The sequence below is a fragment of the Alcanivorax sp. genome (genome assembly GCF_040118815.1).
Classification (GTDB): domain Bacteria; phylum Pseudomonadota; class Gammaproteobacteria; order Pseudomonadales; family Alcanivoracaceae; genus Alcanivorax.
Genome location: NZ_JBEDTC010000015.1, coordinates 478,295 through 500,156, shown reverse-complemented (window position 1 = coordinate 500,156; position 21,862 = coordinate 478,295). Strand labels below are relative to the sequence as shown.

Below are 21,862 nucleotides of genomic sequence, written 5' to 3'. Positions count from 1 at the left end.
CCATTAAACCTTGCCGGGCAACCTGCGATCAATGCACAACCGTGCAACAAACGCACCAAAACAAACATCAAACCGATGAATCCGTCGGTATGACTTGTCATCGGCTTCGCATAAAATGGCCCCTTCATGTAAGGAGGGGCCATGACGCTCGCGATTTTCGACCTGGACAACACCCTGATCGGCTGCGATTCCGACCACCTGTGGGGAGACTGGCTAGTAGAGAAAGGCATTGTTGACCAGCAGCTCTACAAGGAAACCAACGACCAGTTTTACGTGGATTACCAGAATGGTCGCCTCGACATCATGGCGTACCTGCGTTTTTCCCTGAAAGTGCTGGCCGATAACGACATGGCCCAGCTGCATTTCTGGCGTGAACAGTTCCTGGCAGAAAAACTGGACAGCATGTGGTTGCCCAAAGCCGAAGCCTTGCTGCAAAAGCACCGCGACCAGGGCCACACCCTGATGATCATCACCGCCACCAACGACTTCGTGACCGCCCCACTGGCGGACCGGCTGGGTGTGGACCACCTGATTGCCACCGTCGCAGAGTGCCGCCGCGAGCGCTATACCGGCAACGTGGCCGGCACCCCCAGCTACCGCGAAGGCAAGGTGGAGCGGCTGGCGGAATGGCTGAACGCCAACGATGAAACCCTGGAGAACAGCTGGTTCTACAGCGACTCCCATAACGACCTGCCACTGCTGCGCAAGGTCGACAACCCGGTGGCCGTGGACCCGGACAGCGCCCTTGAGCGCGAAGCCCGGGAACAGGGCTGGCCCGTGATCAGCCTGCGCTAACCGGAATTGTTTATGCGTTTTCTCTTTATGGCATTGCTGGCCAGCCTGTTGCTGGCCTGCGACAACAACACCAGTGACGACGCCGGGTCGGCACCCCGACCAGTCAGTGACGGCACCCTGACAGAGATTCCCGCTGCAGCGTGGCAACAACAGGCAGACGCGCGTTTCACTACCACCGCATCGGCATGGCAACAGGCACTAACCCGGTTCGAGCAAAGCCCGAACGAGGAAAACCTGACCGCACTGCGCGATGCCCTGGCGCAGTGGTACCAGGGCTTTGCCAGCCAGTACCTGCTGCTGGCCAGCCGTGCCTGCCAGCAGGACGGGAGCGCCAACCGACAGGCGACCCTGGCCCGGCTGGACAGCTGGCCGCTATACCCCGGCTATCTGGATGCCCTGCCCGAGTGGCCGGAATCCGGGCTGATCAGTGATCCCTATCTGGAGCTGACCCGCCAGAACCTGCGCCGCCAACACGGCGCCACCGACCCGGCGGAAGCCAGCCTCGGTTTTGCCGCCCTGAGCGTGGTACTCAACGGCACCACCGAAAGCCCCAAAGCGCTGGCAGCGTTCACCGGTGAAGAAGGCATTCCCGCCCGGCGGCGCCAGTACCTGAAACTGGCCGGCGAACAACTGCTGGCCGACCATCAGCAGCTGCTGCTGGATCGCTCCCTGAACGGGCTGGCACTGCAATGCGGCCTGATGGAGACCCTGGCGCACTGGCAGCAACTGCACGACCTGACCAGCGAACAGGAAGAAGGGCTGCTGATCCCCGCCCTCAGCCTCGCCGTTAATGAAACCGCGTTGCTCGATGCTGTGCAGGCCATGGACCCCGCTGTGATAGCCCGCTGGGACCAGATCAACCCGGGCATCGCCGGCTCAATCAAGCAAAGCGAAGAGAAAGGCTGGGCCCCGATCAAAGCCTGGCTCACCACCGTCAGCATCACCCGCCAGATGCCCGACGCCGGCAAGAGTAGGTCGAATTAGCCTGAAAGGCGTAATCCGACATTATTCGGCTTAAGATCTTGCGCCCTTGGGTAACGTCGACCCAAGAAGGCGAACAAGCAGGGCCATACACCAAACACAAAAAAGCCCCGCTGGGTTCTCACCCGGCGGGGCTTTTTACTTCCAGACAAACGCCTTAGAAGTTGTAGCGACCGAAGACGCCGTAGGTGTCACGGTCACCACCCACGATGACACGGGCACCCAGATCAACGGCCTGGCTCACCTTGAACAGGCCCTGGCCGTAAACGCCCAGATCATCATCGTAGAGATCCTGGTAGGCCAGGCCACCGGACAGTTCCAGCTTTTCGGTCGTGGCATGACGCACACCACCACGCACCTCGAAGCCGATCTCATCGTCGTCATTGCCCGGATCATAATCACGATCATCGTAAATAATGTCGGCGCTGGTGACGAAATCCAGACCGCGCTGCAGCGGGGTGTGGAAACCGATACCACCAGAAATTTGGCTACCGTCGAGATCACCATTGCGGCCATAGTCGCCATCGTAGAAACCCAGGCTACCACGCAAGAACAGGTGCTCATCCAAAGCAAATGACCCTTCTGCGCTCAGCGAATCGACATCCACATCGTCATCCAGGTCCCAGCGATCATAGGCCAGCTGACCGTAGCTGTAAGAAAAACCGTTATCGCGCACGGCGGTGGTTTGTTGTGCTGCCATGGCCGGAGCAGAAACGGCCAGAGCAATACCTGACACAAGCAATGTTTTCTTAAACATAAATCGTCCTCACTGATATCGAAAAATTCGGCATCCAAGATGGCCACACTATGTAGTCTTATTGAGCGGTTTGCGTTGTTATGGTTCCGTCTTTATGACGTTTTTATAAAAATTTTCAATGTAACCAGCAATTTATAGCACGTGATTGACCTTGGGGTTACCCACAGGTTTCACAATACAGACTGACATCACCTTCTGGCATCACATCGCTTCACAGGAGCCACCATGCCAATGCCAACACGGACACAGACCCTGCCGGTCAGTGGCGCCACCTGCAAGGGATGCAGCCGCACCATCAGCGCGGCACTGGAGCAGATTACGGGTGTAGAAAGCGTGACTGTGGACCTGGATGCCCAGCAGGTTACCGTGACAGGAAGCGCCTCCAGAAACGTCCTTCAGGACGCGCTGGTGCAGGCGGGTTACAGCGCCGACGACCACCAGCATGATCATCCGGATAAACCGGAAGCTGCCGCTGTTACCCCCGCGCAATCGGTGCAACTCAGCATCAGCGGCGCCACCTGCGCATCCTGTGTGCGCACCATTGAAAATGCCCTGCGCAACACGCCCGGTGTAGACAAGGCCGACATGAATTTCGCCGACCGCACCGTGCAGGTCAGCGGCACCGCCAGCACCGAGACGCTGATCAGCGCGGTAAGCGATGCCGGTTATGGCGCCGAGCTTGTAGATAACAGCGCAGACCAACAGGAACAGCAGGAGGCCCGCGAGCAGGCCCACTACCACACCCTTCTTCGCCACATGGCGCTGGGGCTCGGCCTGGGTGGCCCGTTGATGGCTTGGGGCCTGCTGGGCGGCGACATGATGGTCCGCGCCGGGCAAACCAGTCAGTGGATCTGGCTGGGTATCGGCCTGCTCACCCTGGCGGTGCTGGCCACCGCCGGGCGCCACTTTTTTGTCAGCGCCTGGAAAGCATTCCGCAACCACAACGCCAACATGGACACCCTGATCGCGCTGGGTACCGGTGCGGCCTGGCTGTATTCCATGGTTGTGGTACTGGTGCCCGCCGCACTGCCGGAAGCCGCCCGGCATGTCTATTTCGAAGCCAGCGCCATGATCATCGGCCTGATCAATCTCGGCCAGGCGCTGGAAGTGCGCGCCCGCGGCAAAACCAGCGCCGCAGTGAAACGGCTGCTGGATCTGGGCGCCAAAACCGCCCGCGTGATCCGTGATGGCCCGAATCAGGAAAAACAGGAACAGGACATCCCCGTAGAGCAAGTGCGGACCGGCGACATTCTGCGCGTTCGGCCCGGCGAAAAAATCGCCGTGGACGGCACGGTAAAAGAAGGCGAAAGCCGCATTGATGAATCCATGCTCACCGGCGAACCCATGCCCGTCAGCAAAAGCGCTGGCGACAAAGTCAGCGCCGGCACACTCAATGAAGGTGGCTCCTTGCTTTACACCGCCACCGCCGTCGGCAAGGACACCGCCCTTTCACACATCGTCGCACTGGTGAAAAAAGCCCAGGGCAGCAAGCCCCCGATCGGCCGCCTCGCCGATCAGGTGTCAGCCATTTTTGTGCCCACCATCATGCTCATCGCCATCGCCGCCGCACTGGTGTGGTTCAATCTGGGCCCGGAACCGCGCCTGACACACATGCTGATCAGCGCCACCACCGTGCTGATCATCGCCTGCCCCTGTGCGCTGGGCCTGGCCACGCCCATGTCCGTGATGGTCGGCGTGGGCAAGGCGGCAGAATACGGCATCCTGATTCGTCAGGGGGAAGCCCTGCAAACCAGCAGCCAGCTGGACACCATCGTTCTCGACAAGACCGGCACCATCACCGAAGGCAAACCGGCCGTGACCGCGATGCTCTGTGCCGACGGTGAGCAGGAGAACACCATACTGGCACTGGCCGCCAGCCTGGAGACAGGCTCCGAACACCCCCTTGCCCATGCCATTGTGCAGGCCGCGCAGGAACGCCAGCTCACCCTTGCCGACGTCACCGGCTTTAATGCCTATAACGGCAAGGGGGTCCGCGCGCAACACCATGGCCAGACCCTGCGCCTGGGTAACCGCCGCTGGCTGGAAAGCGAAGGGGTCGAAATCCACCTGAACAGCGACAGCCTCACCGCACAAGGCGCCACGCCACTGTTTCTCGCCCGCGACCATGCGCTGCTGGGCATCATTGGCGTGGCGGACCGGATCAAGGAAGATTCCAAAGCGGCCATCGCCCGCCTCAAGGCGCAAGGTCTGAAAGTGATCATGATCACCGGCGACATTGCCGCCAGTGCCAACGCCATTGCCGAGCAGGCCGGCGTGGATGAGGTGATGGCGGAAGTGCTGCCGGAAGACAAGGCCCAAAAAGTGCAGGCCCTGCAGCGTGAAGGCCGCACCGTGGCCATGGTCGGCGATGGCATCAACGATGCCCCGGCCCTGGCCCAGGCCGATGTGGGCTTTGCCATTGGCACCGGCACCGACGTGGCCATCGAATCCGCTGCCATCACCTTGATGGGGGGCTCATTGCACGGCGTGGCCGATGCCATGGCCATTTCCTCAGCCACGGTGCGTAACATCAAACAGAACCTGTTTGGCGCCTTTGTCTATAACAGCCTGGGCGTGCCGGTGGCCGCTGGCATCCTCTATCCGCTCACCGGCAACTTGCTCAGCCCGGTGATCGCCGGCGCCGCCATGTCGCTTAGCTCGGTTACCGTAGTTACCAACGCCAACCGGTTGCGGTTTTTCAAACCCGGACGTCGCAACGCAAAACCAGACAAAGAGAGCAACGCATGACCCCAGAACAACTGGCCGCACAACTGCGCCACCCCCAGGGCGAGGATGGCAACAAGGTGGCAGGCAACATGGATGACCGTAACAGCCCGGTGATTCTTGCCGCCTATGACGCGCTAGCCCCCGGGGACGGAGATCGCATTCTGGAAATCGGCCCCGGCGCCGCCGGCCACCTGCCCAACCTGTTGGGCCGGGCAGACAACCTGCACTACACCGGACTGGATGCGTCCCGCGACATGGTGCTGCTCGCCCGGGAACGCTACCTGGGCGAAACGCGCGCCGCCTTTATCCACGGCGAACTGACGCAAGCACCGCTCGCCCCCACCAGCATGGACCGCATTGTCGCCGTAAACGTGGTTTACTTCTGGCAACCGCTGGCGCCGGCCCTGCAGGCCCTGTTTCTATTGCTGCGCCCCGGCGGCACCCTGGTGCTGGGTTTGCGTGATCACAACAGCATGGCCAGCCTGCCAGTGTTCCAGCACGGTTTTTCCACCTATCACGGCCCCGAGTTACAACAGGCCCTCGAACAGGCCGGCTTTACTGATGCCACGCTGAGCACCTTCGCCGAAGACAGCGTCAATGTGCTCGGCGATACCATGCACAAACAATCGCTGATACTCACCGTTCGTAAACCCCGGGAGGCGACACCATGAGCCTTTTCGTCAATCTTGTCGGTCTTGTTTTGATGGCACTGGTGGTCTGGTGGTTCTGGCTATCGCACCGCAAAAGCACCGCACAGGCCGCCACTCAGGAAGCCACCATCATTGTCGAAGACGGGGTCTACTCTCCGGCATCCATTCGCGCCAACACCGGGCAGTCCCTGACACTGCATTTCGATCGTCGCGATCCATCCCCCTGCGCCGAACAGGTAATCTTTCAGGGACTGGATACCAGTGCATTTCTGGAAACCGGAAAAACCACCACCCTGACACTGGATAACCTGCCCGCCGGGAAGCACCGCTTCACCTGCCAAATGCAGATGTATCAGGGCACACTGATTGTAGACTGACCGCAACACGCAACACGCAACACGCAACACGCAACACGCAACACGCAAACAATGATGAGGACTTGCTGTGAAAAAAATACTGGTTGTTTTAACTACCCTATTGATGACTGCCTGTGGCGAAGAAGTAACGACGCCGGCAGAAACCCCCTCTGCCAACCAACCGCCCGCCAAGGTGGCAGCCACCACCGACAAGGTACTGGAAGTGTATAAATCCCCCACCTGCGGCTGCTGCGGCGCCTGGGTTGAGCACATGGAAGCTAACGGTTACACCGCTAATGTCCACGAGCAGCAGAACCTGCAATCCATCAAGGAAAAAGCCGGCATCCTGCCCGGCACCGGGTCCTGCCATACGGCCTTTATCGACGGCTACGCCATTGAAGGCCATGTCCCCGCCAGCGACGTGGACCGCCTGCTGGAAGAACGCCCCGAAGGCAAAGGCCTCACCGTCCCCGGCATGCCCGCAGGCTCCCCCGGCATGGAAATGGGCGACCGCAAAGACGCCTACGATGTGCTGTTGTTCGATGACGAAGGCACCGAGGTGTTCAGCCACCATCCGGGGAATTAATCAGCTTCTAGCTGCGAGCTACCAGCTTCGAGTCGCGGAAAGGGCTCCATATAAAGCCAGGGCCCTGCCCGCGACCCAGAAGTTTCTAAGATCTTGCTGTTTTCACTCGTAGCTCAACGCTGGCAGCTCGAAGCGGCTCCTCTCTTCAACCTGTCATGGCAACCCGCTAAAGTGTCGGCTTTGCGCGTAACGAGACCCTGAATGCTTCCCTTCCACGACTGGCTGTTGCTGGCCAGCATCTGTGCCCTGGGGGCCATGACCCCTGGCATTAGCCTGGCGGTGGTGACCCGCCACACCCTACACGGAGGCCACCGGGCCGGCGCGATCGCAGGCGTGACCCACGCCCTTGGCATCGGCATCTGGGCGGCGGCCACCGTCACCGGTATGGCCATCCTGTTCCACCGCTACCCGGTACTGGAGCAGCTTTTTTCCATGGCCGGGGCCCTGTTCCTGTTGTGGATGGCCTGGAAAAGCTGGCAGGCGGGCCGGGCGCCGCTGCCCCCCGCCGATTCAGGCGAGCGCAGCAGCGTGCTTCACGGCGCCGCCTGGGACGGATTCATGGTGGCTTTCCTCAACCCCAAGGTGGCCCTGTTTTTCCTCGCCGTGTTCAGCCAGTTTCTTGAAGCGGACATGACCCACCTCGCCCGGGCCCAGATCGTACTCACCGCCATGTTTATCGATGGCGGCTGGTATGTGCTGGTGGCCATCCTGCTGGGACGCAGCCGCTTTCTGCCCTGGTTACGCGACCACCACCACTGGGTGGAGCGAGCCACCGCCGTGCTACTGGTGATCATCGCCGCCAGTGTGGTCATCAATTCACTGATCCGAACCGCTTGACCTTGGGGTTACCCCAAGGTCAATAATGCAAGTATGTCACGTGTATCGAGAAGACAATGCCGGGCGATGATCGCCACCTTGCTCGCCACCACCCTGATGGTGGTGAGCAGCTTGCTGTCTGCCAATACACTCACCATGGCCATGTCCACGGCTACCGACAGCCCCATGACGCCCTCCTCCATGACACACTGTCACCACTCTGCCGACAGGCCCAACGGTGACATGACCGCCGGCCACGACATGGCGCAGATGCAGGCCTGCGAAGGCAGCGACAGCTGCCAATGCATCACCCTGTGCCAGATCACCGCTGCCAGTGACGCGGCCTTCGTGGCAAATGCCTTTATCCCCTCGCCCCCCGGCACAGACTCCCTCATTACAACGGTTCACGCCGGTATCCACCGCCTGCCGTTACGCCCACCGTCCCTGTCTGTTTGAGCTGATTTTTTTCTCAAACAAACAGGAGTATTCCAATGAAAACGCAATCGCAGATTTCCCTGCCACGACGTCGTTTCGTGCAGGGCCTGGCACTGGGTGCCGCCGGGCTGGGGCTTGGCCTCAACGCCCGTCAACTACTGGCCAGCCAGGGCCATACCGGCGCCCCGACCCTCACCGGTGATACTTTTCACCTGACGCTGGGCGGAACCGACGTCAATATCACCGGTAAGACCCGCCCGGCCACCACCATTAATGGCGGTATTCCCGGCCCGACCCTGCGCTGGAAAGAAGGTGACACCATCACCCTCAAGGTGACCAACCTGTTGCCTGAAACCAGCTCCATACACTGGCACGGCATTCTGCTGCCCTTCCAGATGGACGGCGTGCCGGGGTTGTCCTTCGATGGCATCGCCCCCGGCGAAACCTTTACCTATCGCTTTACCGTGAAACAAAGTGGCACCTACTGGTATCACAGTCATTCCGGCTTTCAGGAGCAAACCGGAATCTATGGTTCCATCATTATTGATCCACGCGAACCGGATCCGCACACGGTTGATCGTGACGAAGTGATTCTGCTCTCTGACTGGAGCGATGAAGATCCTCAGCATATTTACGCCACACTGAAAAAACTCAGCCATTACTACAATTTCAATGAGCGCACCGTATTCGACACGCTGAGTGATTTCCGCAACAAAGGGGTGATCGAAACGCTCAAGGACCGGCAAATGTGGAACAGCATGCGCATGAGCCAGAGCGACCTGGCGGACGTGACCGGCTACACCTATACCTACCTGATGAACGGGCAAAGCCCCGCCAACAACTGGACCTGCCGATTCAAACCCGGCGAACGCATCCGACTGCGCTTCATCAACGCCAGCGCCATGACCTTCTTCGACATTCGCATTCCCGGCCTCGACATGACCGTGGTCGCCATGGACGGCCAACCGGTAAACCCGGTGGATTTCCATGAATGCCGACTGGGCGTGGCAGAAACCCTGGATGTGATCGTGGCCCCGAAAGCCGATCAGGCCTACACCCTGTTCGCCCAGAGCATCGACCGCAGCGGCTTCGTACGCGGCACGCTAACACCGGATGCCGCCCGCTCCGCTGCGGTGCCTGACATGGACGCGCCCCCGCCACTGGGCCACACCGAAATGGGCATGGGCGCCATGGACCATCAAGCTTCGGGTCATCAATCCATGGGGCATCAATCCATGAGTCATGGCGACATGGACCATGACGGCATGAAAATGGGGGATATGAAACACCACGGCACATCCCCTGCCCGCCCGGTTCCCTTTGCCGTGGACAGCAACAACCCGGACCTGCCGCCACGCGACAGCGCCATCGAACATCCTGCCAGTGAATTTGGTCCCGGCGTCGACATGCGCGCCATGGCGCCCGGCGACATGCTGACCGACCCCGGCATTGGCCTGCGTGACCGGCCCTGGAAAGTGCTCACCTATGCTGACATGGAAACCCTCGGCAGCACTCCCGACAACCCCATCGACAGCCTTCAAGCGGACCGGGAAATCGTGCTGCATCTGACCGGCAACATGGACCGGTACATGTGGAGTTTTAACGGCATCAAGTTTGCCGATTCCGTACCGCTGGAACTGTTCCACCACGAGCGGGTGCGCATCACCCTGGTGAACGACACCATGATGACCCACCCCATTCATTTGCACGGACTATGGAGTGATCTGGAACTGGGTAACGGGAAACTGCTGCGCAAGCACACCATCACCGTCAAACCCGGCGAAAAACTCAGCTACCTGGTGCGCGCCGATGCCCTCGGTCGCTGGGCCTATCACTGCCACCTGCTCTATCACATGGAGGCAGGCATGTTCCGGGAAGTGCGCGTCGTTGATGGCAGCACTACCCCTTCCATGCCAGATACACAGACACCGGGCATGCACGACACACATGGCAAAGATCATGGAGGACACCGCTCATGAAAACATTGATGACGCTTCTGGCAGGCAGCATCACACTGGCGGCCACCTCGCCAGCCCTGGCCATGAATAAAAACGAACCGCGTTTTACCCGTGTCATCGTCGACCAGCTGGAAGCCCGTGACAGCGATGAAGGCACCGTCATGGCCTGGGAAGCCAGCGGCTGGCATGGCGGCGACCTGAACAAGCTGTACTTCAGCACCGAAGGCGAACGGTTAATGGATCCGGAGCACGACGGTGAGGACGCCAGTACCGAGGGAGCAGAAACCCGCCTTGCCTGGAACCGGGCCTTTGCTCCCTTCTGGGACTGGCAGCTGGGCGTGCGACGAGACTGGCAACCGGACGATCCCAACCGGGACTGGGCCAGCATCGGTGTTCAGGGCGTCGCGCCCTACCTCTTCGAAGTGGACGCCAACCTGTTTATCGGCGAAGAGGGCCTGACCAACCTGCGCCTGGAAGCCGAATACGAGTTGCTCCTGACGCAAAAGTGGATACTGGTTCCGGAGATCGAAGCCAACCTCTATGGCAAGGACGACCCGGAACTGGGTATCGGCGACGGGCTTGCCAGCCTGGAAGCCGGCCTGCGCCTGCGCTATGAAATTCGCCGGGAAATTGCGCCCTATATCGGGGTCAACTGGGAAAAACAGTACGGCGACACGGCGGACATGACACGGGCAGCCGGCGGAAAAACGGAAGAAGGCACCGTTGTTGCGGGCATCCGTTTCTGGTTCTGATCTTGCCACGGATGTGCCCGGCCGCCATGGCCGGCGCATCCACCAATTCTTTCATTGTCAGGGAGAACACGATGAAAACCGTTAGCACTCTGCTCGTTATCGCGCTGCTTGCCACCGCCATCATCGGCATCGTCATTGCCACTGGCAGCTACAATTTTGCGGCCGACGAACCGCACTGGAGCGTGACCGAGAAAATCATCGGTACCGCTCGCCACCGCTCCATTGACCTGCGTGCAAAACATATTCCGGTGCCCAACGACCTGGATGATCCGCAACGAATTGGTCGGGGCGCAGAGCACTACCAGGCCATGTGCGTGGGCTGCCACCTGGCGCCGGGAATCGAGGAGAGCGAACTGCGTGAAGGCATGTATCCGCAACCGCCAGCATTGGCGGAACACGGGATTCATGATCCGAAAGGCGCCTATTGGGTCATCAAGCACGGCATCAAAATGAGCGGCATGCCCGCTTGGGGAAAAAGCCACGACGAGCAAAGCCTGTGGGACATGGTGGCGTTACTCAGCGCCCTGCCCTCACTGAGCGAAAACGATTGGCAGGCACTACTGGACGACTCAGGCACAGCATCCGCCGGCCAGGGGCACGGCGGTGCTGGCCATCATCACTGAAAACCATCGTCAACGGTACCGTGCCCTTGATCATTTCATTACAGCGACCAAGGGCACTCACCTAACCGGAGCAGTTGTCGTATTCGTCCGTTTCCAGGCTGCGCAGCTCGCCATTATTCTGAATCTGGATATCCAGGTCCCGCAGGTGACCATCACCGATACCGTAAATCCAGCCGTGAATGGTCAACGGCTGATCGCGACGCCAGGCTTCCTGAACCACGGTGGTGTTGGACACATTGATGACCTGGCGAGCCACGTTCAACTCACACATCTTGTCCACCCGCGCCTGGTCATCCGGCAGCTCGGCCAGGTTCTTGCGATTACGCAGGTACAATTCGCGCACCTGCCGCAGCCAGTTGTCGATCAGGCCATGGGGCACATCTTCCATGGCCGCCTTGATACCACCACAACCGTAATGACCCACCACCATGATGTGTTTCACCTTCAAGACATCCACGGCGAATTGCAGCACTGACAGCAGGTTCAGGTCAGTGTGGTTGACCAGGTTCGCCACATTGCGATGAACAAACAGCTCACCGGGCATCATGCCTACCACTTCGTTGGCTGGCACCCGGGAATCGGCACAACCGATCCACAGATATTCCGGGTTCTGCTGTTCACCCAGCGCCTTGAAGAAGCCGGGGTGGCGCTCTTCGATTTCGTGGCGCCATTTTTCATTGTTGGAAAACAGTTCAGGTAGGGATTTCATGGTCTCTCGCTTGGTTACGCATTCACGCTACACGCAGCATGCTTGCACGCTACATACTAAAGGCTTTCTGGAGCGTCCCCTCTTCCCTGGAGGGAGAGGGGCAAAAAGCAGTATCAACCACCGGTCATATTCATGAACCGTACCAGTTGCTCGCCCGGTGCCAGATTGAAGTCGTGCCGCTCCGGTTTGATGGCCATGGCATCAATGATTGCCTGACGCAGGGGGGCATCCTCCGTGGGGTGCGCCCGCAGTACCGCACGCAGGTCCACACTGTGTTCGTGGCCCAGGCACAGAAGCATACGGCCTTCGGCGGTAATTCTCACCCGGTTACACAAATGGCAAAAGTTTTGTGAGTGAGGAGAAATAAACCCGATGCGGCTGCCACTGCCCGGCACCTGCCAATAGCGCGATGGCCCTCCGGTTTTTTCTGCCAGCGGCACCAGCCCCAGCCGTGCCGACAGCTGTTCGCGCAGCTCCGCCGAAGACACGAACGCCAATTCCCGGTCGTGCTCGGTGATCTGTCCGAGGGGCATTTCCTCAATAAAAGCGATATCCAGCCCCCGCTCCAGGGCGAAATCCACCAGTGCCGGCACTTCATCGTGGTTGCGACCGCGCATGATCACACTGTTGAGCTTGATCCGCTCAAAGCCGGCGGCCCGTGCCGCATCAATGCCAGCAATTACCTGCTGCAGATCACCGGTTCGGGTCAGCGCCCGAAAACGCGCCGGGTCCAGCGAATCCAGGCTGATATTGAGCCGATCCACCCCCGCCGCCTTCAGAGCCTGTGCGTGGCGGGGTAAGCCAGCGCCATTGGTGGTCATATTCAGTTCACGCAGGCCCTCAATGGCACCAATATCGTGCACCAACCGCGCCACATCCCGGCGCACCAGGGGTTCGCCACCGGTCAGGCGAATGCGCTTTACCCCCAGCTGCACCAGCACCCGCGCCAGCCGCCCCATCTCTTCCAGGGTCAGCACCTGGGCGCGGGGAACAAAGGTCATATCCTCCGCCATGCAGTACACACAGCGGAAATCACAGCGGTCTGTCACCGACAAACGCACGTAATCAATGGTGCGCCCGAAGCGGTCTTGCAGTACCGGATTATGCGTCGAAACATCAGCTTTCATGCCGTTACTGTAGCAAATGCGGGGCCAACCCGGGCAGCCACGCCCCCTTACGCCCGTCGGCCCAGCCCGGCTCCGGTTGGTCAGGCCCTTGCCGGTCTTGTTAGAATGTTCGCCGACCTGAATACAGGGCGCGGGCAGGCCATGAAAAGCGTCATGACCGCCACGTCTCTTATTCCGAATTCATCTACCCCTAAAGGGTTTCCATGCAAATTTCTGAAAATGCCGTAGTGTCCATCCACTACACCCTGACCAACAACGCCGGTGAAACCATCGATTCTTCCGTCGAGCGTGGCGAGCCCCTGGCGTACCTGCACGGCGCCGGCAACATCATTCCAGGCCTGGAAAACGCCCTGGTAGGCAAAACCGCTGGCGAAAAGCTGGATGTCACCGTTACCCCGGAAGAAGGCTACGGCGAGCGTCACGAGCAGCTGATTCAGCAAGTGCCGAAGACCGCCTTTGAAGGCAACGAAGACAACCTGCAGCCAGGCATGCAGTTCCAGGCGCAGACCGAAGCCGGCCAGCGCGTCTTCACCATCACCGCCGTTGAAGGCGAAGAAGTGACCGTCGACGGCAACCATCCGCTGGCGGGTGAGACGCTGAACTTCGCGGTAGAAGTGACCGAAGTTCGTGAAGCGTCTGACGAAGAGAAAGAGCACGGCCATGTACATGGTCCGGAAGGTCACGATCACTAAGTACTGATCGCTGCACCTGACCCGACAAAGGCTCCCATTGGGAGCCTTTGTCGTTTCTGTCCCGCATAAATCCTCTCTCCCTCTTTCTCACCCACTCTCGCCCTCTCCTATCCCTATCCAGCATGGTATATGCTTACCCATTCGCTTCGACCCGATTCACTGTATGACCAACCCCAATCCCATTGGCATTTTCGACTCCGGCATCGGCGGCTTGTCCATCGCCCGCCGCATTCGAGAACTGATGCCCAACGAAAACCTGCTGTATGTGGCGGACTCGATCCACGCGCCCTACGGGGAAAAATCCGAGCGTTATATTCAGCAGCGGTCGGACACCATCACCCGCTTTCTCATAGAGCAAAACGCAAAGGCCATCGTGGTGGCCTGCAATACCGCCACCGTATCGGCAATCAAAAACCTGCGTGCTGATTATGATCTACCGATCATCGGCGTCGAACCCGGCATCAAACCGGCGGCTCGGCAAAGCAAGAGTGGAGTGATCGGGGTGCTCGCCACCAGCCAGACCCTGAAAAGCGAATCCTTCAATAATCTGAGCCGGCTGTTTTCGGAAAGTGTGCGCGTGGAAATTCAACCCTGTCCGGGGCTGGTTGAACAGATTGAAGCGCTGGACCTGGAAGGCGCACAGACCGAAACACTGGTGGCCCGCTACGTGGCGCCACTGATAGAAAAAGGCGCCGACCATATCGTCCTAGGCTGCACCCACTATGCGTTTCTGGCACCGGCGATTCGTCGGGCCGCCGGCGCTCATGTGGAAGTGATTAATACCGATATGGCTGTTGCCCGCGAAACCCTGCGCCGACTGCAGATACACAATCTGCTATCAAACAGTCCGCAAGCAGGCGCCACCACATTCTGGAGCAGCGCCGAGCCGTCCCTGGCTCACCGGCAGCTCTCTGAACTCTGGGGCGAAGGACTCATCGTCCACCCCATGCGCTAGGAACGCTCTCGCAACGTCAGGAATCGACGGCAAGCACCTTGTTCTGGCTAGTGAAATGCTTCCGGTATTCCACCATTTCCTCCACGGATACCAGAAGGTAGCAACGGAACAGGGCGTTTCAGTTTTCGCTACAAATAAAAACGCCCGACTCCGGTAACACGGATCGGGCGTCTCTGTTACTTCACGCGCATGTCCCTTGCACGCTCAATCACCGCTAAGGCGTTACGATGTTGAACCAGAACTCGAAGTCATCCAGGCAGGACATCATCTCACTCAGAGCACCCTGCTCCCCGGAGATCTTCACATCGCCGTTCTCCATGGCTTCCTCCAGGGTGATCTGCTGAAGCATGAATGCATCCAGCGTCTCACGGCTCAATGAAACGGTGGCATCCGCCTCATCAAACTGGCGACCTTCGGTGTGATTCAAAACCCCATGCACCATTTCCACCGCATACTGTTGCTCGATGTCGGTAAAGTCGAAGTTGAGTTTGATATGCTTGCCTTCGGCCTTGTCGCTATTCAAGCGCACGGCCAGGAAATCGAAGAACAGGCCCAGGTCCATGGCACGAACGGTATCCGGGCTGGCAGTATTAGGCGTCGGCAATTGCGCCACACCATTACGCAGTTCCTGAGCGCCGCTCAGGTAGAAATTACGCCACGGACCGCTTAGCCAGCCCTTGAAATGGCTTCCTGCAATACCGTCATGTCCATATGACGCTCCACCATATCGGCAAGCCGGTCCAGTTGCTGCTCGCGGTGAGCGGCATAATCTACGCTACGATCATCGTGCAGACCGGCCCAGGCAAGGATGGCATTGCCACTGTCTGCCACATCAAACAGACCGTGCAGGTAACAGCCCATCACCTGGCCATCCTCACTCATGGCCCCATCGTATCGACCACCCAGCATCAGCATGGGGCGGCTCAGCGCCTCTCCCCGGGTAATGCCGTTATGAATCTCGTAACCTTGAACAGGCGAATCTGAGGCCAGTAGCTTTCCCGTTGTGTTGGCAAGCTGCTTGCCCGCTATCAACTCGGTACTCATGGCCAGCCAGCCCAGCCCCTGGCTGCTACCGGGATCACTCTCCAGGCCTTGAGGGTCATCAATCCGTTCGCCGAGCATCTGAAAGCCACCGCAAATACCCAGCACCTTGCCACCGTAACGCAGATGCTTTTCGATCTGTTTGTCCCACCCCTGTTCACGCAGGAAAGCCAGGTCCGCACGGGTGGCCTTGCTGCCAGGAAGGATCACCAGATCCGCCGCCGGCCAGGTCTCGCCCATTTTCACAAAACGCAGGTTGACCTGCGGATGGAGACGCAAGGGATCAAAATCATTGTGGTTGCTCATGCGCGGCAATAGCGGGACAACCACATTGAGCGCATCATTTTCGTGTTCGCCCTGCTCATCCACCGCATCTTCTGCATCCAGGGTCAGGCCATGGAGATAGGGCAGCACCCCGAACACCGGTTTGCCAGTGCGCGCTTCCAGCCAGTCCAGGCCACCCTGCAGCAAGGAAAGGTCGCCACGAAAACGGTTGATCACACATCCCAGGGTGCGCTGCTGTTCGCTTTTCGACAAAAGATCCAGCGTACCGGTGAGGTGGGCAAAGACACCGCCGCGATCAATGTCCGCCACCAGGATCACCGGGCAATCCACCATTTCCGCAAAGCCCATATTGGCAATATCGTTATCGCGAAGATTGATTTCCGCCGGGCTGCCCGCGCCTTCGGCGATGATCACCTCAAACCGGGAAGACAAATCCTGCCAGGCCGCCAGCACCGCCTGCTGGGCGGTTTCCTTGTAGGCGTGATAATCTAGCGCCTGCATATTGCCCAGCACCTGACCGCGAATAATCACTTGGGCGCCCATGTCGGTCTGCGGCTTGAGTAACACCGGGTTCATATCACTGTGTGGTTCCACCCCACACGCCAATGCCTGCAATGCGGTAGAACGCCCAATTTCGCCACTGTCCACGGTCACCGCACTATTCAAGGCCATATTCTGCGGCTTGAACGGCGCCACAGAATAACCGCGCTGCGCAAACCATCGACACAGCGCCGCAACAACCGTGCTCTTTCCCGCATCGGAGGTGCAGCCTTGCACCATCAGGGTCATCATAAGAAAAACCCTGAGTTGAAAGTTAAAAGTTCAAAGTTGAAACGCAATCCAGAGCCAGACATACCATTAATAGTCCCGACGCGGGCACAGCCACGAGAAACAGGCAAACGCTCCCGCGCTTTTAAACTTTTAACTTTTAACTTTAAACGGGTTTTCAAAGCTCCACGCCCTTCTGCGCTTTCACCCCCAGATCCTTAAACGCATGCTTCACCACTTTCATTTCTGTGACGGTATCCGCCAGCTCAATCAGTTCCTTTGGCGCATAACGGCCGGTGACCACGGCGTGCTGCATGGCCGGGCGGTTTTGCAGGTCGTCCAGCACCTGATCCAGATCGAGGTACTCGTAGCGCAGTGCGATATTGAGCTCATCCAGCAACACCATGTGGTAGCTATCATCCCGCAGCATGGCACTGGCGATATCCCACGCCGCACTGGCTGCCGCCACGTCGCGATCCCGGTCCTGGGTATCCCAGGTATAGCCTTCGCCCATCACGTGATAATCCACATTCGGCTGATCACGGAAAAAAGCTTCTTCGCCGGTACTGAACGCCCCTTTAATAAACTGCACCACGCCCACTTTCATGCCATGGCCCAGCGCACGCGCCAGCATGCCAAACCCGGAGCTACTTTTGCCTTTGCCCGGCCCGGTAAGTACCAGAAGGATGCCTTGGTCCTTGTCCGCATTGGCAATACGGTCGCGCATGACTTCCTGTTTTTTTGCCATGCGCCAGGCATGGCGCTCGGGGGTTTTCGCATCGTCACGCATGGTCGTCTCCTGTGCGGGAAAGGGAATCCTGATCTGAAAAAATCGCTTCAGCACGAAAGTGGCCACTGAAGATATCCGCCACCACCTGCGGGGCCGACGGAAAATAGCCGTGGAAGAAACTCGCCACCAGCCCTTGGTCCTGATAGACCGGCTCGCCTTCCGTACCGGTTTGTTTTTGGCTGAAAATGACAGGCGCCAGTGACGAGGACAAACTCCCGTGGTGAAAAGTATGCCCGCGCAATTCTCCGCGGGGAGTTGCCAGCGCCTGCATTCCCAACCCGTGCAGCTTCTTTGTCAGAAACGCTTCACCCGGCAATAGCCCGAAACCGGAATGGCGCCTTTCCTCACCGTCTACCAGGGTAGTCATACAACTCATCAATCCACCGCATTCCGCCAGAATCGGTTTGCCGGCAGCATGATGGTCGCGAATGGCGTTCCCCATAGCGGTATTCATGGCCAAGGTTTCCCCGTGCAGTTCCGGGTAACCGCCCGGCAGCCATAGCGCATCCACCTGGGGCAACGCGGCATCCTGCAAGGGGGAAAAGAACGTCAGGGTTGCCCCCATCTGACGAAGCACATCCAAATTGGCGGGATAAATAAACGCAAACGCGGCATCACGGGCAACACCGATATGGCAACCTTCCAGCAAGGGCGGCAACGGCTCAGGAGCGGGCGCAGAAAAACTTACCGCCTGTGGCAAGCGATCCAGGCCGGCGTCTTGCAACACTGCCGCCGCCTCATCCAACAGTGCATCCAGGTCGGCCAACTCATTCGCCTGCACCAGCCCAAGGTGCCGTTCAGGCAATGTCATGGCCGCGTGCCGTGGCACCGAGCCCAGCAAGGCCACCCCCTCCGGCATCCCTTCACGTACCAGGTCACCATGGCGCTGGCTGGCCACCCGATTGGCAATTACTTCATTCACCATCAGGTCATCGCGATAACTAGCCAGCCCCAACGCGACGGCACCAAACGTTTGCGCCATACCCCAGGCGTCGATCACCGGCAAGGCGGGGATGCCTGCCAACACCGCCAGATCCGCACTGGATGGCGTGCCGTCAAATAGCCCCATGGCTCCTTCCACCAGAATAAGATCCGCTTTTTCAGCGGCCTGAGCCAGGCGCCAACGGCACTCTGCCTCGCCTGTCATCCATGGCTGCAACTGATACACCGGAGCACCACTGGCCCGCTCCAGAATCATCGGATCCAGATAGTCCGGGCCAAATTTAAATACCCGAACTCGGCGTCCGGCATTGCGGTGTAACCGTGCCAGTGCTGCCGTAACCAGGGATTTCCCCTGGCCGGAACCGGGCGCACTAATCAACGCCGCCGGCACAGTTGCATTAAAGGATTTTGGCATCGTATGACTCATCTCTTTTGCTATATCCAGCTCTTATCCCGGCACAAAAACCGGCGTACCGTTTACTTGCCCCACCACCAGTTTTTGGTCGTAAAGGCGCTCCAGCGCCTCCGGCACCAACATGGTTTCGGCCGGTCCGAAACATAGCTCTCCATCTGGATATAACAACAGCAAGTGATCACACCAGCGGGCCGCCAGATTCAAGTCATGCAGGCACATAAAAACGGCGGCGCCATCCTTCGCCTGCTGATTCAACAATTCCATCACCGCCACCTGATGATGCAGATCCAAATGATTGGTCGGCTCATCTGCCAACCAGATCGCGGGTTGCTGAGTAAGTGCCGTAGCGATAGACACCCGCTGGCGCTCACCACCAGACAAGGTATTCATTAGACGATCTTTGAACAGATGCAATGACACCGTCGACAGCGCGTCATTGGCCAGACGAATATCATCTGCGCTTTCACGCTGCCAGGGAGACAAAAAAGGATGACGGCCAATCAGCACCGTTTCCATCACCGTCGCGGGAAAACTGTCCTGGCGTTCCTGGAACACCACCGCTACCTGACGGGCGATATCCCGTCGTGACAGGCGGACCAACGGCTCACCATTGAGAATCACCTGACCACGCCGGGGAGCGCGCAGGCCAGCCAGGGTATGCAGCAACGACGTTTTACCTGCGCCATTCGGCCCCAACACCCCCCAACGTTGCCCTGACTGCACTCGAAGATTGAGTGCTCCGCCATCCGAGCGGCCGGGAATATCAACAACCAAGTCTTCAATTTCCAGCGTCGCCATGGGGCTCTCCGTTCGATTCAAGCATGTTTTTGGCAGGCCATTGCGTCATCACGGATCAGCGACTGCGGTGCAATAGGAACAGGAAGGTGGGCACGCCCAACAAGGCAGTAATGACCCCTACCGGCAACTGCTCCGGCGCCATTACCGTGCGCGCCAGCGTATCGGCCACGGTCAGCAAGGTGCCGCCGGCCAGCACACTGGCCGGCAGGATGATGCGCTGATCATTGCCCAGTAACAGTCGCAGCATGTGCGGCACAATCAACCCGACAAAGCCCACGCTACCGGCCGTGGTCACCGCCACCGCCGTTAACAGGCTGGCGAGGATATACACCAACCACTCCAAGGGCTTCACTGCCACGCCCAACGCCGCCGCCTGTAACGGGCCCCGCGCCAACACGTTAAGACTGCGTCCCAACGGCAAGGTGATAAGAACCGCCGGAATCAATACCAGCCAGGCGCCATAGGGTGCACGGGCATAACTCAGATCCCCCATCAGCCAGTAGAGCATGCCGGGCAGCCGGTCGGCCGGACTCATGGTCAGCATGAAAGTAATTACCGCGCCCCAACCAGCAGCCACCACCACACCGGTCAACAACAACCGGGTGGGGGTCCACCCGCCGCCGCCCTGGGCCAACCCAAACACCAGTACAGTGGACAACAATGCTCCGGCAAAGGCCGACCCCGACACCAGTGCCAAACCACCCCCGATCAGCATTGCGCCCAACGCCCCTACAGCGGCACCACCAGAAATACCCAGCACATACGGGTCAGCCAGCGGGTTTCGTAGCAACACCTGCATGAGCGCCCCCGCCAATGCCAATAGCCCCCCCGTGGAAAACGCCGCCAAGGCACGGGGCGCTCGCAACGACACAATCAGCTCGCGATACAGCTCGCTCCCCCCACCAGTCGCCACCGCCCATAAATCCTGCAGCGAGATCGCCACACTGCCCACCGCCACCGACAACAGCAACGCCAACAGCCCAAGGGCCGCCAGCAGCAACAGGGCCGGAACCGCACGCTGTTTACTGGCGGGCACGGGCGGTATCCAGATGACGACACAGAGCACGGGTTCCCGTCAGCATTTGCGGGGTAGGCCTCTGCAAGGTAGAGGGAGCGACAAAGAACAGGTTTTCATTTTTCACTGCCTGCATGGTGGAAAATTTCCGCCAGGGGTCGAGCCAGCCCGGGTCGTCTTCGCCCATGCCTCCGGCAATAATCGCCTGGGGATTTTTTTCCAACACTGACTCCCGACTGATCCGTGGCGTCAGTGTGGGAAGATCCCCGAACACATTGACCCCACCACAGACATCGATGGCTTCACTGATTAAATGTTCATGATTCACCGTCATCAAGGGTTCTTCCCACACTTGATAAAACACGGTGACCTTAGACTCATCGGCATAACGCTCCCGCAGGGCATCAATACCCGCGCGAAAAGCATCCGCCGCGCCCTTGCCAACCTGCTCAGTCCCCGCCAACCGGGCAAACCGTTCCAGCGTGGTACTCACATCCTCAAACCGGCGCGGCTCGCTGTAATACACCGGTAGCCCCAGCGCGTTCAGACGCTCCACCTGAGGCAGCGGGTTACCACTCTGCCAAGCCACAATCAGGTCCGGGTCCAGCGCCAACACAGCTTCCAGATCCAGGCGTTTGTAACTGCCCACCCGCGGCAATTTTTCCGCCGCCGGGGGGTGGTCACTAAAACTGACCGCGCCAACCATCTGCTCGCCGGCGCCTGCCGCGAACAGCAGCTCAGTGGCGCCAGGCGACAGGGCAATAATACGGCTGGCCGGCTTATCCAGGCAGAGCTCACGCTGGGCATCATCGGTGACGCAGACGCTCGCCACAGCCACCTGGAACATGGCCAGAAAAGGCAGTAACAACAGCCAGTGTAAAACTCTCAT

At 59.3% G+C, this 21,862-nt stretch carries 23 protein-coding genes; 13 read left to right on the top strand and 10 right to left on the bottom strand.

Annotated features, from left to right (window positions below; genetic code table 11):
- The first annotated feature begins 141 nt into the window (after positions 1 to 141).
- Positions 142 to 795 carry a histidinol-phosphatase gene (locus ABNH18_RS11635; RefSeq protein ID WP_349382969.1) on the top strand — a complete coding sequence of 218 codons (654 nt, stop codon included), beginning with the start codon at positions 142 to 144 and terminating at the stop codon, positions 793 to 795.
- A gap of 12 nt (positions 796 to 807) precedes the next feature.
- Positions 808 to 1,779, top strand: coding sequence for an imelysin family protein (locus ABNH18_RS11630; RefSeq protein ID WP_349382968.1), 972 nt, complete (start codon positions 808 to 810; stop codon positions 1,777 to 1,779).
- Positions 1,780 to 1,933: 154 nt separating this feature from the next.
- On the opposite strand, the gene ABNH18_RS11625 is transcribed toward ABNH18_RS11630, so the two are convergent.
- Complete coding sequence (locus ABNH18_RS11625; RefSeq protein WP_349382967.1) at positions 1,934 to 2,533, bottom strand: outer membrane beta-barrel protein; 600 nt, start codon at positions 2,531 to 2,533, stop codon at positions 1,934 to 1,936.
- A 225-nt stretch (positions 2,534 to 2,758) separates the two neighbouring features.
- On the opposite strand from ABNH18_RS11625, the gene ABNH18_RS11620 reads away from it, so the two are divergent.
- The 9 genes from ABNH18_RS11620 (at position 2,759) to ABNH18_RS11580 (ending at position 11,436) form a co-directional block, all read left to right on the top strand.
- Positions 2,759 to 5,281: a heavy metal translocating P-type ATPase gene (locus tag ABNH18_RS11620; RefSeq protein ID WP_349382966.1), complete on the top strand. Its 2,523-nt coding sequence runs from the start codon at positions 2,759 to 2,761 to the stop codon at positions 5,279 to 5,281.
- Positions 5,278 to 5,931 carry a class I SAM-dependent methyltransferase gene (locus ABNH18_RS11615; protein WP_349382965.1) on the top strand — a complete coding sequence of 218 codons (654 nt, stop codon included), beginning with the start codon at positions 5,278 to 5,280 and terminating at the stop codon, positions 5,929 to 5,931. Before ABNH18_RS11620 ends, ABNH18_RS11615 begins: the two co-directional genes overlap by 4 nt.
- Positions 5,928 to 6,287, top strand: coding sequence for a cupredoxin domain-containing protein (locus ABNH18_RS11610; RefSeq protein WP_007150319.1), 360 nt, complete (start codon positions 5,928 to 5,930; stop codon positions 6,285 to 6,287). Before ABNH18_RS11615 ends, ABNH18_RS11610 begins: the two co-directional genes overlap by 4 nt.
- Before the next feature lie 67 nt (positions 6,288 to 6,354).
- Positions 6,355 to 6,852 carry a DUF411 domain-containing protein gene (locus ABNH18_RS11605; protein ID WP_349382964.1) on the top strand — a complete coding sequence of 166 codons (498 nt, stop codon included), beginning with the start codon at positions 6,355 to 6,357 and terminating at the stop codon, positions 6,850 to 6,852.
- A 201-nt stretch (positions 6,853 to 7,053) separates the two neighbouring features.
- Positions 7,054 to 7,689 carry a LysE family translocator gene (locus tag ABNH18_RS11600; protein ID WP_349382963.1) on the top strand — a complete coding sequence of 212 codons (636 nt, stop codon included), beginning with the start codon at positions 7,054 to 7,056 and terminating at the stop codon, positions 7,687 to 7,689.
- 66 nt (positions 7,690 to 7,755) lie between these two features.
- Positions 7,756 to 8,124 carry a hypothetical protein gene (locus ABNH18_RS11595; protein WP_349382962.1) on the top strand — a complete coding sequence of 123 codons (369 nt, stop codon included), beginning with the start codon at positions 7,756 to 7,758 and terminating at the stop codon, positions 8,122 to 8,124.
- A 35-nt stretch (positions 8,125 to 8,159) separates the two neighbouring features.
- Positions 8,160 to 10,082, top strand: coding sequence for a copper resistance system multicopper oxidase (locus ABNH18_RS11590; protein WP_349382961.1), 1,923 nt, complete (start codon positions 8,160 to 8,162; stop codon positions 10,080 to 10,082).
- Positions 10,079 to 10,813, top strand: coding sequence for a copper resistance protein B (locus ABNH18_RS11585; protein WP_349382960.1), 735 nt, complete (start codon positions 10,079 to 10,081; stop codon positions 10,811 to 10,813). The genes ABNH18_RS11590 and ABNH18_RS11585 overlap by 4 nt, the downstream gene beginning before the upstream one ends.
- A gap of 71 nt (positions 10,814 to 10,884) precedes the next feature.
- Complete coding sequence (locus tag ABNH18_RS11580) at positions 10,885 to 11,436, top strand: c-type cytochrome (protein WP_349382959.1); 552 nt, start codon at positions 10,885 to 10,887, stop codon at positions 11,434 to 11,436.
- A 61-nt stretch (positions 11,437 to 11,497) separates the two neighbouring features.
- Here the strand turns inward: ABNH18_RS11580 and can are convergent, their stop codons facing one another.
- Positions 11,498 to 12,145: a carbonate dehydratase gene (can, locus tag ABNH18_RS11575; protein WP_007149238.1), complete on the bottom strand. Its 648-nt coding sequence runs from the start codon at positions 12,143 to 12,145 to the stop codon at positions 11,498 to 11,500.
- Between the two features lie 113 nt (positions 12,146 to 12,258).
- Positions 12,259 to 13,272 carry a GTP 3',8-cyclase MoaA gene (gene moaA / locus ABNH18_RS11570; protein ID WP_349382958.1) on the bottom strand — a complete coding sequence of 338 codons (1,014 nt, stop codon included), beginning with the start codon at positions 13,270 to 13,272 and terminating at the stop codon, positions 12,259 to 12,261.
- Between the two features lie 203 nt (positions 13,273 to 13,475).
- On the opposite strand from moaA, the gene ABNH18_RS11565 reads away from it, so the two are divergent.
- Both ABNH18_RS11565 and murI read left to right on the top strand, forming a co-directional pair.
- Positions 13,476 to 13,964, top strand: coding sequence for an FKBP-type peptidyl-prolyl cis-trans isomerase (locus ABNH18_RS11565; RefSeq protein ID WP_349382957.1), 489 nt, complete (start codon positions 13,476 to 13,478; stop codon positions 13,962 to 13,964).
- A 163-nt stretch (positions 13,965 to 14,127) separates the two neighbouring features.
- Positions 14,128 to 14,919 carry a glutamate racemase gene (murI, locus tag ABNH18_RS11560; protein ID WP_349382956.1) on the top strand — a complete coding sequence of 264 codons (792 nt, stop codon included), beginning with the start codon at positions 14,128 to 14,130 and terminating at the stop codon, positions 14,917 to 14,919.
- Positions 14,920 to 15,133: 214 nt separating this feature from the next.
- On the opposite strand, the gene ABNH18_RS11555 is transcribed toward murI, so the two are convergent.
- From ABNH18_RS11555 to ABNH18_RS11525, 7 genes are all read right to left on the bottom strand, one after another.
- Positions 15,134 to 15,523, bottom strand: a complete 390-nt coding sequence (locus ABNH18_RS11555) for an alkyl sulfatase C-terminal domain-containing protein (RefSeq protein WP_349382955.1) — start codon at positions 15,521 to 15,523, stop codon at positions 15,134 to 15,136.
- Positions 15,524 to 15,585: 62 nt separating this feature from the next.
- Positions 15,586 to 17,037, bottom strand: a complete 1,452-nt coding sequence (locus ABNH18_RS11550) for a cobyric acid synthase (RefSeq protein ID WP_349382954.1) — start codon at positions 17,035 to 17,037, stop codon at positions 15,586 to 15,588.
- A 154-nt stretch (positions 17,038 to 17,191) separates the two neighbouring features.
- Positions 17,192 to 17,803: a cob(I)yrinic acid a,c-diamide adenosyltransferase gene (cobO, locus tag ABNH18_RS11545; RefSeq protein ID WP_349382953.1), complete on the bottom strand. Its 612-nt coding sequence runs from the start codon at positions 17,801 to 17,803 to the stop codon at positions 17,192 to 17,194.
- Positions 17,796 to 19,160: a cobyrinic acid a,c-diamide synthase CobB gene (locus ABNH18_RS11540; protein ID WP_349382952.1), complete on the bottom strand. Its 1,365-nt coding sequence runs from the start codon at positions 19,158 to 19,160 to the stop codon at positions 17,796 to 17,798. Before ABNH18_RS11540 ends, cobO begins: the two co-directional genes overlap by 8 nt.
- Before the next feature lie 33 nt (positions 19,161 to 19,193).
- On the bottom strand, positions 19,194 to 19,958 hold the full coding sequence (locus ABNH18_RS11535; protein WP_349382951.1) for an ABC transporter ATP-binding protein: 765 nt from the start codon (positions 19,956 to 19,958) through the stop codon (positions 19,194 to 19,196).
- Positions 19,959 to 20,013: 55 nt separating this feature from the next.
- Positions 20,014 to 20,994 (bottom strand): FecCD family ABC transporter permease, encoded by a 981-nt coding sequence (locus tag ABNH18_RS11530; RefSeq protein WP_349382950.1) that lies wholly within the window; start codon positions 20,992 to 20,994, stop codon positions 20,014 to 20,016.
- Positions 20,981 to 21,862, bottom strand: coding sequence for a cobalamin-binding protein (locus ABNH18_RS11525; RefSeq protein ID WP_349382949.1), 882 nt, complete (start codon positions 21,860 to 21,862; stop codon positions 20,981 to 20,983). Before ABNH18_RS11525 ends, ABNH18_RS11530 begins: the two co-directional genes overlap by 14 nt.

Coding starts and splice junctions, on each gene's coding strand:
- ABNH18_RS11635 (WP_349382969.1), top strand. CDS start 142: ATGACGCTCGCGATTTTCGACCTGGACAACACCCTGATCGGCTGCGAT.
- ABNH18_RS11630 (WP_349382968.1), top strand. CDS start 808: ATGCGTTTTCTCTTTATGGCATTGCTGGCCAGCCTGTTGCTGGCCTGC.
- ABNH18_RS11625 (WP_349382967.1), bottom strand. CDS start 2,533: ATGTTTAAGAAAACATTGCTTGTGTCAGGTATTGCTCTGGCCGTTTCT.
- ABNH18_RS11620 (WP_349382966.1), top strand. CDS start 2,759: ATGCCAATGCCAACACGGACACAGACCCTGCCGGTCAGTGGCGCCACC.
- ABNH18_RS11615 (WP_349382965.1), top strand. CDS start 5,278: ATGACCCCAGAACAACTGGCCGCACAACTGCGCCACCCCCAGGGCGAG.
- ABNH18_RS11610 (WP_007150319.1), top strand. CDS start 5,928: ATGAGCCTTTTCGTCAATCTTGTCGGTCTTGTTTTGATGGCACTGGTG.
- ABNH18_RS11600 (WP_349382963.1), top strand. CDS start 7,054: ATGCTTCCCTTCCACGACTGGCTGTTGCTGGCCAGCATCTGTGCCCTG.
- ABNH18_RS11595 (WP_349382962.1), top strand. CDS start 7,756: ATGATCGCCACCTTGCTCGCCACCACCCTGATGGTGGTGAGCAGCTTG.
- ABNH18_RS11590 (WP_349382961.1), top strand. CDS start 8,160: ATGAAAACGCAATCGCAGATTTCCCTGCCACGACGTCGTTTCGTGCAG.
- ABNH18_RS11585 (WP_349382960.1), top strand. CDS start 10,079: ATGAAAACATTGATGACGCTTCTGGCAGGCAGCATCACACTGGCGGCC.
- ABNH18_RS11580 (WP_349382959.1), top strand. CDS start 10,885: ATGAAAACCGTTAGCACTCTGCTCGTTATCGCGCTGCTTGCCACCGCC.
- can (WP_007149238.1), bottom strand. CDS start 12,145: ATGAAATCCCTACCTGAACTGTTTTCCAACAATGAAAAATGGCGCCAC.
- moaA (WP_349382958.1), bottom strand. CDS start 13,272: ATGAAAGCTGATGTTTCGACGCATAATCCGGTACTGCAAGACCGCTTC.
- ABNH18_RS11565 (WP_349382957.1), top strand. CDS start 13,476: ATGCAAATTTCTGAAAATGCCGTAGTGTCCATCCACTACACCCTGACC.
- murI (WP_349382956.1), top strand. CDS start 14,128: ATGACCAACCCCAATCCCATTGGCATTTTCGACTCCGGCATCGGCGGC.
- ABNH18_RS11550 (WP_349382954.1), bottom strand. CDS start 17,037: ATGATGACCCTGATGGTGCAAGGCTGCACCTCCGATGCGGGAAAGAGC.
- cobO (WP_349382953.1), bottom strand. CDS start 17,803: ATGCGTGACGATGCGAAAACCCCCGAGCGCCATGCCTGGCGCATGGCA.
- ABNH18_RS11540 (WP_349382952.1), bottom strand. CDS start 19,160: ATGCCAAAATCCTTTAATGCAACTGTGCCGGCGGCGTTGATTAGTGCG.
- ABNH18_RS11535 (WP_349382951.1), bottom strand. CDS start 19,958: ATGGCGACGCTGGAAATTGAAGACTTGGTTGTTGATATTCCCGGCCGC.
- ABNH18_RS11525 (WP_349382949.1), bottom strand. CDS start 21,862: ATGAGAGTTTTACACTGGCTGTTGTTACTGCCTTTTCTGGCCATGTTC.